The sequence below is a fragment of the Nocardioides sp. genome (assembly GCF_044226305.1).
In the GTDB taxonomy this organism is placed as follows: domain Bacteria; phylum Actinomycetota; class Actinomycetes; order Propionibacteriales; family Nocardioidaceae; genus Nocardioides.
Genome location: NZ_JBGAHF010000022.1, coordinates 24,771 through 38,659, shown reverse-complemented (window position 1 = coordinate 38,659; position 13,889 = coordinate 24,771). Strand labels below are relative to the sequence as shown.

Sequence of the window (13,889 nt, the reverse complement as noted above, 5' to 3'; positions counted from 1 at the left end):
GTGTCCGTCGTGGAACCGTCCGACGAGCAGCCGAAGGCCCATGAGATCGGCAACCGCACGTTGCTGATCGCCGACGTCGCGCCCCTGGACGTCGACGGGGTCCGCACCGTCGAGGTCGGGACGGCGGCCTGGCTGGTGGCCTTCGTCGCGCTGCTGCCCTTCTACGGACGGCTCGAGGACTCGGGCAACGAGTGGTGGCTCTGGACCTGCCTGGCGGGCTTCGGCCTCGGCCTGCTCGGCCTGGAGTACTGCCGGCGTCGGCGCAAGGCGCACCGCGAGGCGGGCGACGACTAGTGCTCCTCGCTGACTAGCCGGGTCTCGACACGCCGGTCGCTCGCTCGACCAGCATCAGCGGATCCGCTTGCGGGTCTCCGCTACCAGGTCTCGAACTCGCGCCGCGAGAGCGTGTCGACGACCGGGTCCGGCAGCGGCTGCGGCTCGTGCTTCTTGGCCAGCCGCACCTCGCTGTGGGCGCCGCAGCCGTGGTCGAGCGACACGACCCGGCCGTCGTCGTTCGCATTGCCGTTCGCGCAGACGCCGAACGTCTCCGCCAGCGGCCCGGCGATCCGCATCAGGAAGCCGCAGGTGGTGCAGGAGTCCGGTGCCGAGCGGGCCAGCGGGGCGTCCGGACCGCCGTCGCCGTCGTACCACCGCTGGGCGGCGAGGTCGCGGCCCTCCGGCGACAGGGTCCGCACCCGGCCGAGGCCGAGCTCGTGGGCGACGGCGCGGACCTGCGCCTTGTCGTCGGCGTCGAGCGGGTCGTCGCCGAAGGAGTACGTCGGGACCAGGCGCGGGTCGTCGTCGTCGACCGGCAGCAGGTCGCCGGGCGAGAGGTCGCCCGGCTGGATCCGCTCGCGGTAGGGCACCCACGGCGGCGCGACGATGGCCTCGTCACCGGGGACCAGCAAGATCTCGTCGACCGTGACATGCTTCTGCCGCGAGGCGCGGGCGACGGTGACCGACCAGCGCCACCCGACGTACCCAGGGCGCTCGCAGGCGAAGAAGTGGGTGACGACCCGGTCGTCCTCGACCACGTGGCCGAGGTGCTCACCGACGTCGGCAGCACCGACGTCGTCGACCAGGACGGCGCGCGCGACGTCGACCGCCGCGACCGCGGCGGAGTCGGGCTTGGGGCGCAGGGTCGTGGTCACGGACGAAATCATCGCGCATGGGCCCTGTGGCTGTCAGGTCGGGTGGCCTCGGACCGGGCAGGATGGGGCCATGGACCCGTCCCGCCAGGACTCGTCGACCGACGAGCAGCGCTGGCGCGACCCGCACCCGGACGCCGCCGAGGCCCGCGGGTCCGTCGTGGGCCGGGCCCTGGGGGCGGCGGGCCGGGCCGCGAGCCGGGCCGGCCGGTTCACGATGCGGACGGCCCGCCGTGCGGCGGACGCCGAGGGGGCGGGCGAGTCCGGGCTCGCGCGGCTGATCCACATGCACTTCTTCAACACCGCCGGCGACGCGGCGGTGGCGATCGCGCTGGCCGGCACCCTCTTCTTCACGGTGCCGTCGGGCGAGGCCCGCGGGCAGGTCGCGCTGTTCCTCGGCCTGACGATGCTGCCGTTCGCGGTCGTGGCCCCGCTGATCGGACCGTTCCTCGACCGCTTCGCCCACGGCCGACGCTGGGCGATCGGCGCGACGATGGCGATCCGCGCGTTCCTGTGCTGGGTGCTGGCGGGCGCGGTCGTGACCGACTCCGTGTGGCTGTTCCCGGCGGCGCTCGGCGTGCTCGTCGCGTCCAAGGCGTACGGCGTCACCCGGGCCGCCGCCGTGCCGCGGCTGCTTCCCGCCGACTTCACGCTGGTCAAGGCCAACGGCCGGGTCTCGATGTCCGGCATGGTCGGCGTCGCCGTCTCGGCCCCGCTCGCGGGGCTGGCGTCGCTGGCCGGCCCCGAGTGGGTGCTGCGCTACGCGTTCCTGCTGTTCGTGGCCGCGACGATCAGCGCGGTGCGGCTCCCCCCGCGCGTGGACTCCAGCGAGGGCGAGGGCGACCTGGTCCTGCGCGGCGACGCCGAGAAGGGCCGCACCGGCAGCGTCCGGATCCCCCCGGCGGTCGCCTACGCGCTGCGCGCCAACTGCGGCCCGCGCTGGATGTCGGGCTTCCTGATCATGTTCATGGCCTTCCAGCTGCGGCAGAACCCGATCGAGGGCTGGAGCACCGAGCTGCTCACCGCGCTCGTCGTCGGCGGCGCCGCGACCGGCAACTTCCTCGGCGTCGTCGCCGCGTCGGTGCTCAAGCGGATCAACCCCGCCGTCACCGTCTCCGCCGTGCTGGTCGTCGACGTCGCCGTGGTGGTGTTCGGGTTCCTGTTCTACGGCGTGCTCGCGCTGGCCCTGCTCGGCCTGGTGGCCGGGCTCGGCCAGGCGCTGGCGAAGTTCTCGCTGGACGCGACCATCCAGCGCGACGTACCCCACCGGGTGCAGGCGAGCGCCTTCGCGCGCAGCGACACCACGCTCCAGCTGGCCTGGGTGATCGGCGGGTTCGTCGGGATCGCCATGCCCATCGACCCGCCGCGGCTCGGCCTCGGGGTCGCCACCGTCGTGCTGGCGGCGTGGGGCGCGTTCGTGCTCCTCCGGCACCCGAGCCGGATGCGCCGGCAGCAGGTGCCGACCGGGAACTGAGGCCGCTCGACGGTCAGAACCCTCGACTCGACCGGCTACAGCTCGAGCTCGTCGGCGAGGGCGCGCAGCAGCTTGGCGACCGGCTTGGCGGTCTTCGCCTCGGGGTACCGGCCGTGCCGGTAGGCCTCGCCGACCCCGTCGAGCAGGCCGATGAGGTCCTCGACGATGGTGGCCATCTCGTCGGGCTTCTTGCGGCGCGCGTGCTGCTGGCTGCGGGCGACCGAGACCGGCCGGTCGAGGACCCGGACCTGGAGCGCCTGGTCGCCGCGCCGGCCCTGGGCGATGCCGAACTCGACGCGCGTGCCGGCCTTGAGCGTGGTGGTGCCCTCGGGCAGCGCGTCGGCGTGGACGTAGACGTCCGGGCCGTCCTCCTGCGAGAGGAAGCCGAAGCCCTTGTCGGCGTCGAACCACTTCACCTTGCCAGTGGGCACGGTCTGTCCTCTTCCTGCATACGGGGGATGCTGCGGCGCAGAGTCTAGAGGGCCTCGTTCATCGAGCCCGACCGGAACCCGCGGGGGTCGACCGCCGCCGCCTCGAACCCGGCCCCGCGCACGCCCGCCAGCAGCCCCGCCTCGACCTCCGGCGCGAGCGGGAGCAGGCCGGCGTCGACCTCCACCGAGGCCAGGTCGCCGAGGTCGCGCACCCGCAGGTCCACCAGCCCGAGGCCGTCCAGGGCGGACCGGGCGGCGGCCTCGGCCCGCTCCACGCGGCCGAGCCGGTACGGCGTCACCTCGACGCCGTACGCCACCCGGGACGACAGACACGCGGCTGCCGGCTTGTCCCAGGTCGGCAGACCCCAGCGGCGCGAGGCCGCCCGGACCTGCGCCTTGGTGAGCCCGGCGTCGCGCAGCGGCGTGATCGCGCCGCGCTCCGCCGCCGCCCGGATCCCCGGACGGAAGCCGGCGACCGCGTCGTCGGCGTTGGTGCCGGTGGCGACGTGGGCCAGCCCGCGCTCGGCCGCGAGCGGCCCGAGCACCTCGAGCAGCTCGGCCTTGCAGAAGTAGCAGCGGTCCGCGCCGTTGGCGCTATAGCCCTCGCGCTCCATCTCGCGGGTCTCCGGGGTCAGCACGTCGACCCCCAGGGACTCCGCGAAGGCGCGGGCGGGGTCGCGCTCGACCTGCGGGAGCGAGTGGGAGTAGCCGGTCGCGGCGGCGACGTGGTCCGGCCCGAGGGCGCGCACCGCGGCGGCCAGCAGCAGGGCGCTGTCGGCCCCGCCGCTGTAGGCGACGAGCACCGAGCCGCGGCTGCGGAGGTCGGCCTCCAGGGCGTCCAGGCGCAGGTCCAGCAGGTGCTCCTCGAGCCAGGCGGGGAACTCGCCGAGGCTCTCCAGCACGACGTGGGTGCCGGCGCCGAGCAGCTCCTCGCGCGTGCACCCGCCGGTCAGCACCGACACGCTCAGCGCTCCCGCGGCGAGGGCACCCTCGACGTCGTGCACGTGGTCGCCGACGTACACCGTCGCGCCCTCGCGGCGCAGCGCGTCGGCCTTGCCGACGCCCCACACCCAGCCCTCGAGGTGGTCGACGTCGAAGCCGAGGTGGTCGAGGTGGCGCCGGGCGTTGTCGGGGTACTTGCCGGTCACGACGACGACGCGCCCCCCGTGGCGGCGCACGGCGGCGATCGCCTCGTGGGCGCCGGTCAGCGCCGGGACGGTGGCGATCGCGTGGTCGGGGTAGAGCTCGCGGAACCGGTCGCCGGCGGCGGGGATGGCGGCCTCGTCGAGGTACGGCGCGAGCAGCAGGTCGAGCGGCGGACCCAGCCGGGCGGTCATCTCCTCGACCGGGAAGTCGACGTCCAGCTCCGCGCCGAGCGCCCGGAGGACGTCGGCGAACCCCGGGACGGTGTCGATCAGCGTCATGTCGAGGTCGAACCCGACGACCAGTGGCGCTGCGTGCATGGGGCCACCCTAAGGAGCGGGCGCAACCGTGCAACTCCTGTCACAATGAGTGGTTCCTGTGACTGCTGTTCCTGGCCTGACGGGGGTGAACCGGTGAAGCACGTCGCTGCGGTCCTCGCCGCCGCGCTCGCGGCCACCGCCGGCGCGCTCGCCCCGCCGGCACCCGCCTCCGGGCAGGTGGGTGCCCTGGCCGAGGAGGGGCGCCTCTACCTCGTCACCCTCGAGGCGCCGGCCGCGGACGGCCTGCTCGGCGCCCTCCGGGCGCGCGGCGACCAGGACGCGGTGCTCGCCGCCGTGGGCGGACCCACCCCGGTCTACCGCTGGACCACGGCCCTCAACGGCGTCGCGGTCCGGCTGACCGCGGACCAGGCCGCCGAGCTGCGCTCCGACCCGGGTGTCGCGCTCGTGGAGCGCGACACCGTACGCCGGCTCGCCGGCCGCGCGGCGCGCTCGGAGCCGCCGCTCGCCGCGATCCCGGGGGTCGTGCGCCGCGACCGGGGCGGCGCCGGCGTCGTGGTCGGCGTGGTCGACACCGGCATCGCCCCCGACCACCCGGCCTTCGCGGCCACCTCGGGCCTGGGCCGGGCGCCGAGCGGGTTCCGCGGCAGCTGCTCGGCGGGCGAGGGCTGGCCGGCGGACTCCTGCACCCGCAAGCTCGTCGGGGCGCGGTGGTTCGTCGACGGGTTCGGCGCGGACCGGGTGCGCTCCTCGGAGTCGCTCTCGCCGCTCGACGAGGACGGCCACGGCACCCAGGTGGCCTCGGTGGCCGCCGGCGACGCGGGGGTCACCGCGCGGGTGCGCGGCCAGCGCCTCGGCACGTACTCCGGCGTGGCGCCCCAGGCCCGGATCGCGGTCTACAAGGCCTGCTGGACCGCACCGGACCCCGCCGACGACGGCTGCTCGACCGCCGACCTGGTCAGCGCCGTCGACGCCGCCACGGCGGACGGCGTCGACGTCCTCAACCTGTCCGTCGGCGGCCCGGCCGGCTTCGACACCCTGGAGCGCGCGCTCCTCGGCGCCGCCGAGCAGGGCACGGTCGTGGTCGCGGCCGCGGGGAACGCGCCGACCCGGGCCGCGGCGCACCCGAGCCCGTGGGTGACCACCGTCGGCGCGACCCTCGGGCCGGTGCGCGAGGGTCGGGTCCGGACCGCTGGCGGCCCCGCGCTCACCGGGGCGATGGCCTCGTCCCGGCAGGTCGGGCCGGCGCGCCTGGTCGTCGGCGCCCGGGTCCCCGCCGCCGGCGCACGCAGCAGCGACGCCCGCGTCTGCCGCCCCGGGAGCCTGGACGCCGCCCGGGTCGAGGGCCGCGTGGTGCTGTGCGCACGGGGCGAGGTCGCCCGGGTCGACAAGTCCGCGGCCGTCGCGCTCGCCGACGGCGTGGGCATGGTGCTCGTCAACAACGGCCCGGGCAGCCTGGTCGCCGACTTCCACGACGTACCGACCGTGCACCTCCGCGAGGCGGCGGGCCGCGTGCTGCGCCACTGGCTCCACGGGCACCCCGCGGGCCGGGTGCGGCTGACGCCGCTCGGTGCCGCCCGGTCGGCGCCCCGGGTGGCCCCGTGGTCGAGCAGCGGCGACCCCGGCGGCGCGGTGCTCAAGCCGGACCTCGTGGCGACCGGCACCGGGATCCTGGGCGCGGTGCCCGGCGACCCCGCCTGGGACCTGGCCGCGGGCACGTCGGTCGCGACCGCCGCGACCAGCGGCGCGGCCGCCCTCCTCGTCTCCCGGCACCCCGACTGGTCCGCGGCGGTGGTCCGGTCGGTCCTGGCGACCACGGCCCGCCCGCTGCGTGACGCACCCGCCCTGCGGGCCGGCGCGGGGCACCTGCTGTCCGACCTCCGGGTGCGACCCGGGCTGGCCTACGACGTGGCGCCGGGTGACTACCGGCCCTGGCTGGCCGGCACCCTGGACGGCGACCTGAACACGCCGTCGGTCCTGCTCGCCGGCGACGCCGACACCGCGACCCGGACGATCACCAACGTCACCGGCCGGCGGCTCTACTTCTCCTCGCACGCCACCGGGTTCGAGCGGCACCAGGTCCGCGTCGTACCGGCCGCGGTCCGGCTCGGCCCCGGCGAGAGCGCGTCGTTCACGATCCTGGTCGGCCGGACCTCGGTCCCCCAGCCCGACGACGACGGCTGGGTGACCTGGCGGGGCGCGACCGGCACGGTGACCCGGATCCCGGTACTGGTCACCCACTGAGCCTCAGCGGCGCTGCATCTCCCAGGCGAGGTCGATCGCCGCCCGGACGGCCGCGGCGGGCGCCCGGTCGAGGTAGGCCTCGACCTTGTGGTGCGACTCCATCCGGGGCGGGACGCCGAACCCGTCCGGGCAGTCCTCGAGGAACGGCTCACGCCGGTCCAGCGGCACCCGGACCACCAGGGTGGTCGGGTCCTCCAGCCGGGCGACGAGCCGGTCGTGGACGTACCAGGCCGGGCGGGCCGCGGTGCCCTTGCGCTTGACCTGCGGCAGCGACTCGACGTAGCCCGCCACCTCGTCCGGGGTCACGTCGGTCGCCTAGGAGCGGCGCCCGGCCAGGCCGTCCAGGGTGGCCATGTCCTCGGCTGTCAGCGCGAACCCGCCGACGTCGGCGTTCGACCTGATCCGCTCCGGGTCCACCGACTTCGGGATCACCACGACCTGGTGCTGCAGGTGCCAGCGGATGATCACCTGGGCCGGCGTCCGGCCGGTCCGCTCGGCGATCGCGACGATCGCCGGGTGGTCGAGGGTGCCGCCGCGCAGCGCGCTGTAGCCCTCGAGGACGATGCCGCGCTCCTGGTGGGCGGCGACGACCTCGGGGTCCCAGAGCAGCGGGCTCCACTCGATCTGGTTGACCGCGGGGGTGACGCCGGTGGCACTGCTGACCTCGTCGACCAGCCGGGCGTCGAAGTTGCTGACGCCGATCTCGCGGGCCAGCCCGGACTCCTGGGCCTCGACCATGGCGCGCCAGATGTCGGTGGCGCCGTCCGTGGGCCAGTGGACCAGCCAGAGGTCGACGTGGTCGGTGCGGAGCAGGTCGAGGCTCTCGCGCAGCGTCTCGAGCTCGCGGCCGGCGCGGTCGCCGGGGCACTTCGTGGTGAGGAAGACGTCCTCGCGCGGCACGCCGCTCTCGGCCAGGGCCCGCCCGACCTCGCTCTCGTTGCGGTAGACGGTCGCGGTGTCGAGGTGCCGGTAGCCCGCCTCGAGGGCCGCCGAGGTCGCGCGGACCGCGTCGTCGCCGGTGATCTGCCAGGTGCCGAAGCCGAGCAGGGGCATCAGCGACCCGTGCGGCAGGACGGCGCTGTCGAGGGGGACGGCAGGGGTGGTGGTCATGTCCCCGAGCCTAGGCAGGCGGGGTCAAGCCGATCTGCCGTCGTCAGCCCAGGCCCAGGGCGCGAGCGGACTCCTCGCGCATCTGCACCTTGCGGATCTTGCCGGTGACGGTCATCGGGAACGCGTCGACGACCATCACGTAGCGCGGGATCTTGTAGTGGGCGAGCTTGCCGGTGCAGTAGGCGCGCACGGCGTCGGCGTCCAGCGGGTCGGCGCCGTCGCGCAGCTTGATCCAGGCGGCCAGCTCCTCGCCGTACTTCTCGTCGGGCACGCCGATCACCTGCACGTCCTCGATGTCGGGGTGGGCGTAGAGGAACTCCTCGATCTCGCGCGGGTAGATGTTCTCCCCGCCGCGGATCACCATGTCCTTGATCCGGCCGACGATGTTGCAGTAGCCGTCCTCGCGCATCTCGGCGAGGTCGCCGGTGTGCATCCAGCCGTCGGCGTCGACGGCCTCGGCGGTCTTCTCGGGGTCCTCCCAGTAGCCGAGCATCACCGAGTAGCCCCGCGTGCAGAACTCCCCCGGCTGCCCGCGCTCGACGGTCTCGCCGGTGACCGGGTCGACGACCTTGATCTCGACGTGCGGGTGGACCCGACCGATGGTGGCGGTACGCCGCTCGAGGTCGTCGTCGGCGCGGGTCTGGCAGGACACGGGGCTGGTCTCGGTCATGCCGTAGGCGATCGACACCCCGGCCATGTGCATGTCGTTGACGCAGCGCTTCATCACCTCGACCGGGCAGATCGAGCCGGCCATGATCCCGGTGCGCAGCGACGACAGGTCGTGCTCGGCGAAGGTCGGGTGGTGCTGCATCGCGATGAACATCGTCGGGACGCCGTACACCGCGGTGCACCGCTCCGCCTCGATCGTGCGCAGCGTGACCTCGGGGTCGAAGCCGGGCGCCGGGATCACCATCGTCGCGCCGTGGCTGGTGCACCCGAGGTTGCCCATCACCATCCCGAAGCAGTGGTAGAAGGGCACCGGGATGCAGAGCCGGTCCTCCTCGGTGAAGCCGATCGTCTCGGTCGTGAAGTAGCCGTTGTTGAGGATGTTGCGGTGGCTGAGCGTCGCGCCCTTGGGGTAGCCGGTGGTGCCCGACGTGTACTGGATGTTGATCGGGTCGTCGGGGTCCAGGGACCAGGCCATCACGTCGAGCAGGGTCACGCCGGGGTCGTGCACGTTGTGGTCGGTCCACTCGGGGCTGCCGAGGTACCAGACCTGCTCGAGCCCGACCTCGTCGCGGACCTCCTCGACCATCGCCCGGTAGTCGCTCGTCTTGAACTCGGGCGCCGAGATCAGCAGCCGGGTCCCGGAGTGGCGCAGGGCGTAGGCGAGCTCGTGGGTCCGGTACGCCGGGTTGACGTTGACCAGGATCGCGCCGATCTTCGCCGTGGCGTACTGCGTGATCGTCCACTCCGCGCAGTTGGGTGACCAGATGCCGACCCGGTCACCCTTGCCGATCCCGGCCCGCACGAGACCGATCGCCAGCGCGTCGACGTCGCGGTCCAGCTCGGCCCAGGTCCAGCGCCGGCCGCTCGCGACCTCGACCAGCGCCTCCCGGTCCGGGTACGCCGCGACGGTCCGCTCGAAGTTGGCGCCGATCGTCTCCTCGAGGAGCGGCGGCTCCGTCTCGCCCTGCGCGTAGGCGCTGCTCATGGACTCCATGGCGGGACGCTACGCCCGGACACGTTGGCCTGTCGTTGGCTCAGCGCTGGACGCGCAGGACCTGGTACTGCACCCCGTTGGCGTACGTCGTGCTGTCGACGAGGGTGAGCCTCACCTTGTCCTCGGCGTCGGTCGGGAACGGGCCGCGCCCCGAGCCCAGGACCACGGGGAAGACCATCAGGCGCATCTCGTCGACCAGGCCGGCCTTGAGCAGGTTCTGGGTGAGGAGCATGCTGCCCTGCACGAAGATCGGGCCGCCGTCGGTCTCCTTGAGCGCGGCCACGTCGTCGAGCGACGCGAGCACGCTGGTGTTGTTCCACTGCGGGTCGGTGACGGTGCCGGAGACGACGTACTTGGGCATGGCGTTCCAGCCGGCGAAGTAGTCCATCGTCGGCCACACCTCGGCGAAGGCGTCGTAGGAGCGGCCGCCCATGAGGAAGGCGGTGGCCTCCTCCTGCTCGCGGCCCTTGCGCTCGTACTGCGCCGGGTCGGGCTCGATGTCCATCGTCCAGCCCGAGTGCCGGTAGCCCGGCTCGCCGCCGGGCGCCTCGGCGACGCCGTCGAGGCTGACGAAGTGGGTGGTGACCAGGGTGCGCATCGCGCGCTCCTCTCGTGGGGTGGGTGTTCACCCTCTCCACGAACGGCCGACCCTGTCCACGACAGGTGGCGTCAGGCTGGGCTCAGCTCTTGTCCTCGGCCATCCGCACCAGCGCCTCCAGGGCCTTCGGGGTGTCGGCGGCGACCAGCGGCCCGACGTCCTCGGCACCCGGGCCGTGGACCGAGGTCCGCACCGTCACCTCGGACCCCTCGGCGGTGGCCTTGACGTGGTGGTCGATGGAGACGGTCAGGTCGCCCATCGTGATCCGGTCGACGAAGCGGGCGCCGTGCTCGACGATCTCCAGCACGAACGGGGCGTGGACGTTGCCGGTCAACGTCAGCGTCCCTCCTGCCCCCTCGCCGAAGTGACCCTCGATCGCCACGCCCTGGACGGCCGGGTCCCAGCAGTGCCAGCTGCCGACGTCCGACCAGAGTCGCCAGACGTCGGCGGGAGTCGCGCTGGTGGAGACCGTGCCCTCGTACTCGTAGCTCATAACGGCAACCTAGGCCCCTCGGTCGGGCCGCGGGAAGGCCTCTGGTCCCCCCTCCCCGGGGCAGTTGTCCCTCCCGGCACGACCGAGCCGAGGTACGCCGCCACCTGCTGCTCGTCCCAGCCCCGGGACTCGCGCAGGCCGGTGGCCATCGCCGCGAGGTAGGCCGGCGCCGGCGCCGCGTGCTCGACGTGCGCGGCGCCGTGCGGTGCGGTGAAGGTGAGCAGCGGCAGGCCGTCGTACCGGCCGACCTCGACGAGGGTCTCGTAGCGGCCGGGCCCGAGCTCGTGGCGCAGGTCCGCGCCGCCCCCGACCTGGGCCAGCGCGATCTGCTCGACCGGGTCGCCCGGGGCCGGCGCCCGGTACATCTCCTGGGCCGCGACGTCCGCGAGCTGGCCCGCGGTCAGCAGGTAGCCGCGAGCGGCGGTGTACCCCGGCGTCTCGTGGTCGTAGAACGCGACCCCGCCGCCCCACTGCGGCGACTCGCCGGCGAAGTACGTCGTCCCGGGGAGGTCCACCGGCACCGAGCGTCGCGGCGGGGTGCGGTCACGGGCACCGGGGTTGTGCCGCGTGCCACCGGGCGGGCAGCCGCCCTCGAGGTAGCAGCCCAGCCGGGCGGCGGACATGTTGGACCCGTAGGAGACGTACCAGACGTGGGACATGACCCCACCACTGTGCCAAAGGCGCCCGCGGCCGGGCGAGGGCCGGGCCCCGCCACCACGAGGGTGACGGGGCCCGGGTCGAGCGTGCGTCCCGGTCAGCCGGCGCTGCCGACCTTGACGGTCATCACGCCCGACTTCGAGACCTTCACGACCTTGATGGTCGTGCCGGTGTTCGGCACGTCCACCGAGTACCACTCCGGCTCGTAGAAGCCCGGGTGGTCGCCCGAGCCGTGCTCGTCACCGCCGAACCACCAGTCGAGGGTGTCGTCGAAGACCGGCTGGGCCGGCTTGCCCTTCAGCGTGTACTTCTTGCCCTGGTAGTGGAGCCGCTGCGAGGGGGTCGCCTTCCGCGAGAACGCCGAGTCGGCCGTGAGGACCTTGGTCCGCAGGATCGAGCCGTCGGACGCGTGCTGGAACTCCGGGTGCGCGTCGACCACCAGGATCTCGCCCTCACCAGGGTGGTCGCCCACGTTGTTGTCCGTGTGCGAGGTGTCCCAGTAGCTGATCAGCGCGCCCGGGGCGTACTTGAAGTGGTCGACCCAGTCCGGCCGCTTCGGGTCACCCGCGAAGTTGTAGACGTGGGCGAGGGTCTTGTCCCGGCCGACGTACTGACGGTTGTCCACGAAGTAGGCGTTGAGGAACTGCTTGGTCTCCTCGGCGTGGACGGCCTCGAAGCCGTCGAGCGCCCACCCCTGGTCGTCGGTCTCCGCGTCCCCGATGGTCTCGCCGTCGAGGGTGATGTTGTCGACCTGGAAGCCGGGGTACGTCGCCGCGCCGTCGGTCAGGTAGTGGAACCGGATCGCGTCCGTGTCCGGCGGGATCGTGGCGGTCAGGTCGACCCACTCCCCGTCGGTCGTGCCCGAGATGCCGGTGCCGCTGCCGTTGAACGTGCCCTGGTCCTCACCCGGGTAGCTCTGGCTGTTCTCGACCTCGGTCCAGGTCTCGCCGCCGTCGCTCGACGCCTCGAGGAACGCGTAGTCCCAACCCTCCTCGATGTCGTAGCGGACCTTCGCGGTGAGCTCGCCACCGCCGTCGACCTCGCGCGTCATCGCGTGGTCGAGGTCGTCGCCCTTGCCGGAGTAGTAGAACCGCTCGCCGCAGGTGGCGCAGGGGTCGCCGTACTGGAAGGTGACGTCCTTGTCCGGCAGCAGCACGACCAGGCCGTTGGACTGGGAGCCGGACGTGGACTGGCCGGGACGCAGGTGGTACGTGCCGGGTCGGCCGGCGCGCGCGACGTCGTAGTCGAGCCAGCCCATCTGGAACTTGTCCCAGGCGCCGAACGGCTGCGGCTGCTCGCCGATGCCCCCGTCGCCGGGGAGGCTGCCGCGTGACTGGGCCATCAGCGACCAGTGCTCGACGGTGTTGCTCGCCCCGCCGGTGTTGCCGGAGGTGTCGTACTCGTCGGGCAGGCCCAGGTCGTGGGCGTACTCGTGCGCGAAGACGCTGAGGCCGCCGTTCTCGGGCTGCATCGTGTAGTCGCTGACCCAGACGCCGGTCGGGTTGTCCGGGATCTGCACGTTGGCGCCGCTCGCGTCGGACACACCGCCCTCGCCCACCTCGACGCCGCCGATGGCGGGGCCGGGGCCGGTGCCGTTGGAGTGGATGCCCACGTTGCCGCGGTGGCTCCAGATGGCGTCCTTGCCGTAGATCGGGTCGCCGTCGGCCTGGTCGCCACCGGCGTGCACGATCTGGAAGTGGTCGATGTAGCCGTCCGGCTCGGCGAAGTCGCCGTCACCGTCGAAGTCGTAGCGGTCCTGCTTGTCGAAGGTCTTCAGGTAGGCCTGGATCCGGGCCATCGTCCAGCCCGCGTCGATGCGGCCCTGGGTCCATTCGGCCAGCGCGTCGCGGACCAGGAACCAGACGTTGCTGCAGACGATCGAGCCGCAGTAGTCGCTGCCGTAGCGGCGCTCGTTGAACGGCACCTTCACCCAGGCGGTCACGTCCCCGTCGATGGAGTAGGTCCCGCTGGACTGCTGCTCGTAGAACTTCTTCATCCGGTCGAAGTACAGGCCGTCGTAGTGGGACCGGTCGTAGTTCTTCTGCCACACCGTCGAGTTGTCGATCGACCGGTCCGGCTTGGGGATCTGGTTGTGCAGCGGGCCGTCGGTGCGCTGGGCGCCGGCGTCGGGGTCGACCGGGTACGCCGAGTGGGCGGTGTCGCCGAACTCGGCGAGCACGACGAAGATGCGGTCCTTGCCGGTCTGCGCGACCTTGCCGTACTCGCCGCGCCCGACCTTCTCGACGGCCCCCCGTCCGCCGGTGCGCAGGCGCTTCTCGAGCGCCTGCTGACGGATCTGGTCGTACTGGGTGCGCCAGCCCGGGGTGATGTCGTCGGACGGGGTGGCCGACTGCTGCTTGCCCGAGGCGGGCGCACCGGGCGGCTCCGCGCCGGCCGGGGTGGTGGAGAGCGACAGCGCGGTGGCGGTCGCGATCAGTGAAGCGGTCGCCGCTGCGGCGACCCGTGTCCTGCGCAAGAGATGCCTCCCTGGGATGTCGGGGCGGGATGCGCCCGAGATTTCCTGGCAGGACACGACGGCCGGATCTCAGTGCCGAGTCACTGGTCAGGAGGGGTCGAGTCGACACGTCGCCGCCCCCTCAGGGGAAGGGGCTCCGCCGTTCGTTACCGGACCGTGACCTGGCCGCGGGGC

General features: G+C 73.4%; 13 protein-coding genes. 3 read left to right on the top strand and 10 right to left on the bottom strand.

Features of this window, described 5'->3' with window-relative positions; genetic code table 11:
* Nucleotides 1–9: 9 nt before the first annotated feature.
* Complete coding sequence (locus ACILQ5_RS18670; protein ID WP_395659537.1) at nt 10–294, top strand: DUF2530 domain-containing protein; 285 nt, start codon at nt 10–12, stop codon at nt 292–294.
* 80 nt (nt 295–374) lie between these two features.
* Here the strand turns inward: ACILQ5_RS18670 and ACILQ5_RS18665 are convergent, their stop codons facing one another.
* Nucleotides 375–1,163: a DUF3027 domain-containing protein gene (locus ACILQ5_RS18665; RefSeq protein WP_395659536.1), complete on the bottom strand. Its 789-nt coding sequence runs from the start codon at nt 1,161–1,163 to the stop codon at nt 375–377.
* A gap of 58 nt (nt 1,164–1,221) precedes the next feature.
* On the opposite strand from ACILQ5_RS18665, the gene ACILQ5_RS18660 reads away from it, so the two are divergent.
* Nucleotides 1,222–2,622, top strand: a complete 1,401-nt coding sequence (locus tag ACILQ5_RS18660) for an MFS transporter (protein ID WP_395659535.1) — start codon at nt 1,222–1,224, stop codon at nt 2,620–2,622.
* Nucleotides 2,623–2,657: 35 nt separating this feature from the next.
* Here the strand turns inward: ACILQ5_RS18660 and ACILQ5_RS18655 are convergent, their stop codons facing one another.
* Together ACILQ5_RS18655 and ACILQ5_RS18650 are read right to left on the bottom strand one after the other, a co-directional pair.
* Complete coding sequence (locus ACILQ5_RS18655; protein ID WP_395659534.1) at nt 2,658–3,053, bottom strand: cold-shock protein; 396 nt, start codon at nt 3,051–3,053, stop codon at nt 2,658–2,660.
* A gap of 44 nt (nt 3,054–3,097) precedes the next feature.
* A complete protein-coding gene (locus ACILQ5_RS18650; protein WP_395659533.1) occupies nt 3,098–4,516 on the bottom strand; it encodes an HAD hydrolase-like protein in 1,419 nt (472 codons plus the stop codon).
* Between the two features lie 93 nt (nt 4,517–4,609).
* Here ACILQ5_RS18650 and ACILQ5_RS18645 point away from each other — a divergent pair, with 93 nt between their 5' ends.
* The gene (locus ACILQ5_RS18645) at nt 4,610–6,718 is read left to right on the top strand and encodes a S8 family serine peptidase (RefSeq protein ID WP_395659532.1); all 2,109 of its coding nucleotides are present in this window, start codon (nt 4,610–4,612) and stop codon (nt 6,716–6,718) included.
* 3 nt (nt 6,719–6,721) lie between these two features.
* Here the strand turns inward: ACILQ5_RS18645 and ACILQ5_RS18640 are convergent, their stop codons facing one another.
* From ACILQ5_RS18640 to ACILQ5_RS18610, 7 genes are all read right to left on the bottom strand, one after another.
* Nucleotides 6,722–7,024 carry a hypothetical protein gene (locus tag ACILQ5_RS18640; protein WP_395659531.1) on the bottom strand — a complete coding sequence of 101 codons (303 nt, stop codon included), beginning with the start codon at nt 7,022–7,024 and terminating at the stop codon, nt 6,722–6,724.
* A gap of 9 nt (nt 7,025–7,033) precedes the next feature.
* Nucleotides 7,034–7,828, bottom strand: a complete 795-nt coding sequence (locus tag ACILQ5_RS18635; RefSeq protein WP_395659530.1) for an aldo/keto reductase — start codon at nt 7,826–7,828, stop codon at nt 7,034–7,036.
* A 43-nt stretch (nt 7,829–7,871) separates the two neighbouring features.
* Entirely contained in the window at nt 7,872–9,491 is a 1,620-nt protein-coding gene (locus ACILQ5_RS18630; RefSeq protein ID WP_395659529.1) for an AMP-binding protein, read from the bottom strand.
* A 40-nt stretch (nt 9,492–9,531) separates the two neighbouring features.
* On the bottom strand, nt 9,532–10,089 hold the full coding sequence (locus ACILQ5_RS18625; protein WP_395659528.1) for a dihydrofolate reductase family protein: 558 nt from the start codon (nt 10,087–10,089) through the stop codon (nt 9,532–9,534).
* An 82-nt stretch (nt 10,090–10,171) separates the two neighbouring features.
* The gene (locus ACILQ5_RS18620) at nt 10,172–10,582 is read right to left on the bottom strand and encodes an SRPBCC family protein (RefSeq protein ID WP_395659527.1); all 411 of its coding nucleotides are present in this window, start codon (nt 10,580–10,582) and stop codon (nt 10,172–10,174) included.
* Nucleotides 10,579–11,241, bottom strand: coding sequence for a histone deacetylase (locus tag ACILQ5_RS18615; RefSeq protein WP_395659526.1), 663 nt, complete (start codon nt 11,239–11,241; stop codon nt 10,579–10,581). Before ACILQ5_RS18615 ends, ACILQ5_RS18620 begins: the two co-directional genes overlap by 4 nt.
* A 95-nt stretch (nt 11,242–11,336) precedes the next feature.
* Nucleotides 11,337–13,715, bottom strand: a complete 2,379-nt coding sequence (locus ACILQ5_RS18610) for an immune inhibitor A domain-containing protein (RefSeq protein ID WP_395659525.1) — start codon at nt 13,713–13,715, stop codon at nt 11,337–11,339.
* Between the last annotated feature and the right edge of the window lie 174 nt (nt 13,716–13,889).

Excerpts from the sequence above, each read along its gene's own strand:
- ACILQ5_RS18665 (WP_395659536.1), bottom strand. The coding sequence starts at position 1,163 with ATGATTTCGTCCGTGACCACGACCCTGCGCCCCAAGCCCGACTCCGCC.
- ACILQ5_RS18660 (WP_395659535.1), top strand. The coding sequence starts at position 1,222 with ATGGACCCGTCCCGCCAGGACTCGTCGACCGACGAGCAGCGCTGGCGC.
- ACILQ5_RS18650 (WP_395659533.1), bottom strand. The coding sequence starts at position 4,516 with ATGCACGCAGCGCCACTGGTCGTCGGGTTCGACCTCGACATGACGCTG.
- ACILQ5_RS18635 (WP_395659530.1), bottom strand. The coding sequence starts at position 7,828 with ATGACCACCACCCCTGCCGTCCCCCTCGACAGCGCCGTCCTGCCGCAC.
- ACILQ5_RS18630 (WP_395659529.1), bottom strand. The coding sequence starts at position 9,491 with ATGGAGTCCATGAGCAGCGCCTACGCGCAGGGCGAGACGGAGCCGCCG.
- ACILQ5_RS18625 (WP_395659528.1), bottom strand. The coding sequence starts at position 10,089 with ATGCGCACCCTGGTCACCACCCACTTCGTCAGCCTCGACGGCGTCGCC.
- ACILQ5_RS18620 (WP_395659527.1), bottom strand. The coding sequence starts at position 10,582 with ATGAGCTACGAGTACGAGGGCACGGTCTCCACCAGCGCGACTCCCGCC.
- ACILQ5_RS18615 (WP_395659526.1), bottom strand. The coding sequence starts at position 11,241 with ATGTCCCACGTCTGGTACGTCTCCTACGGGTCCAACATGTCCGCCGCC.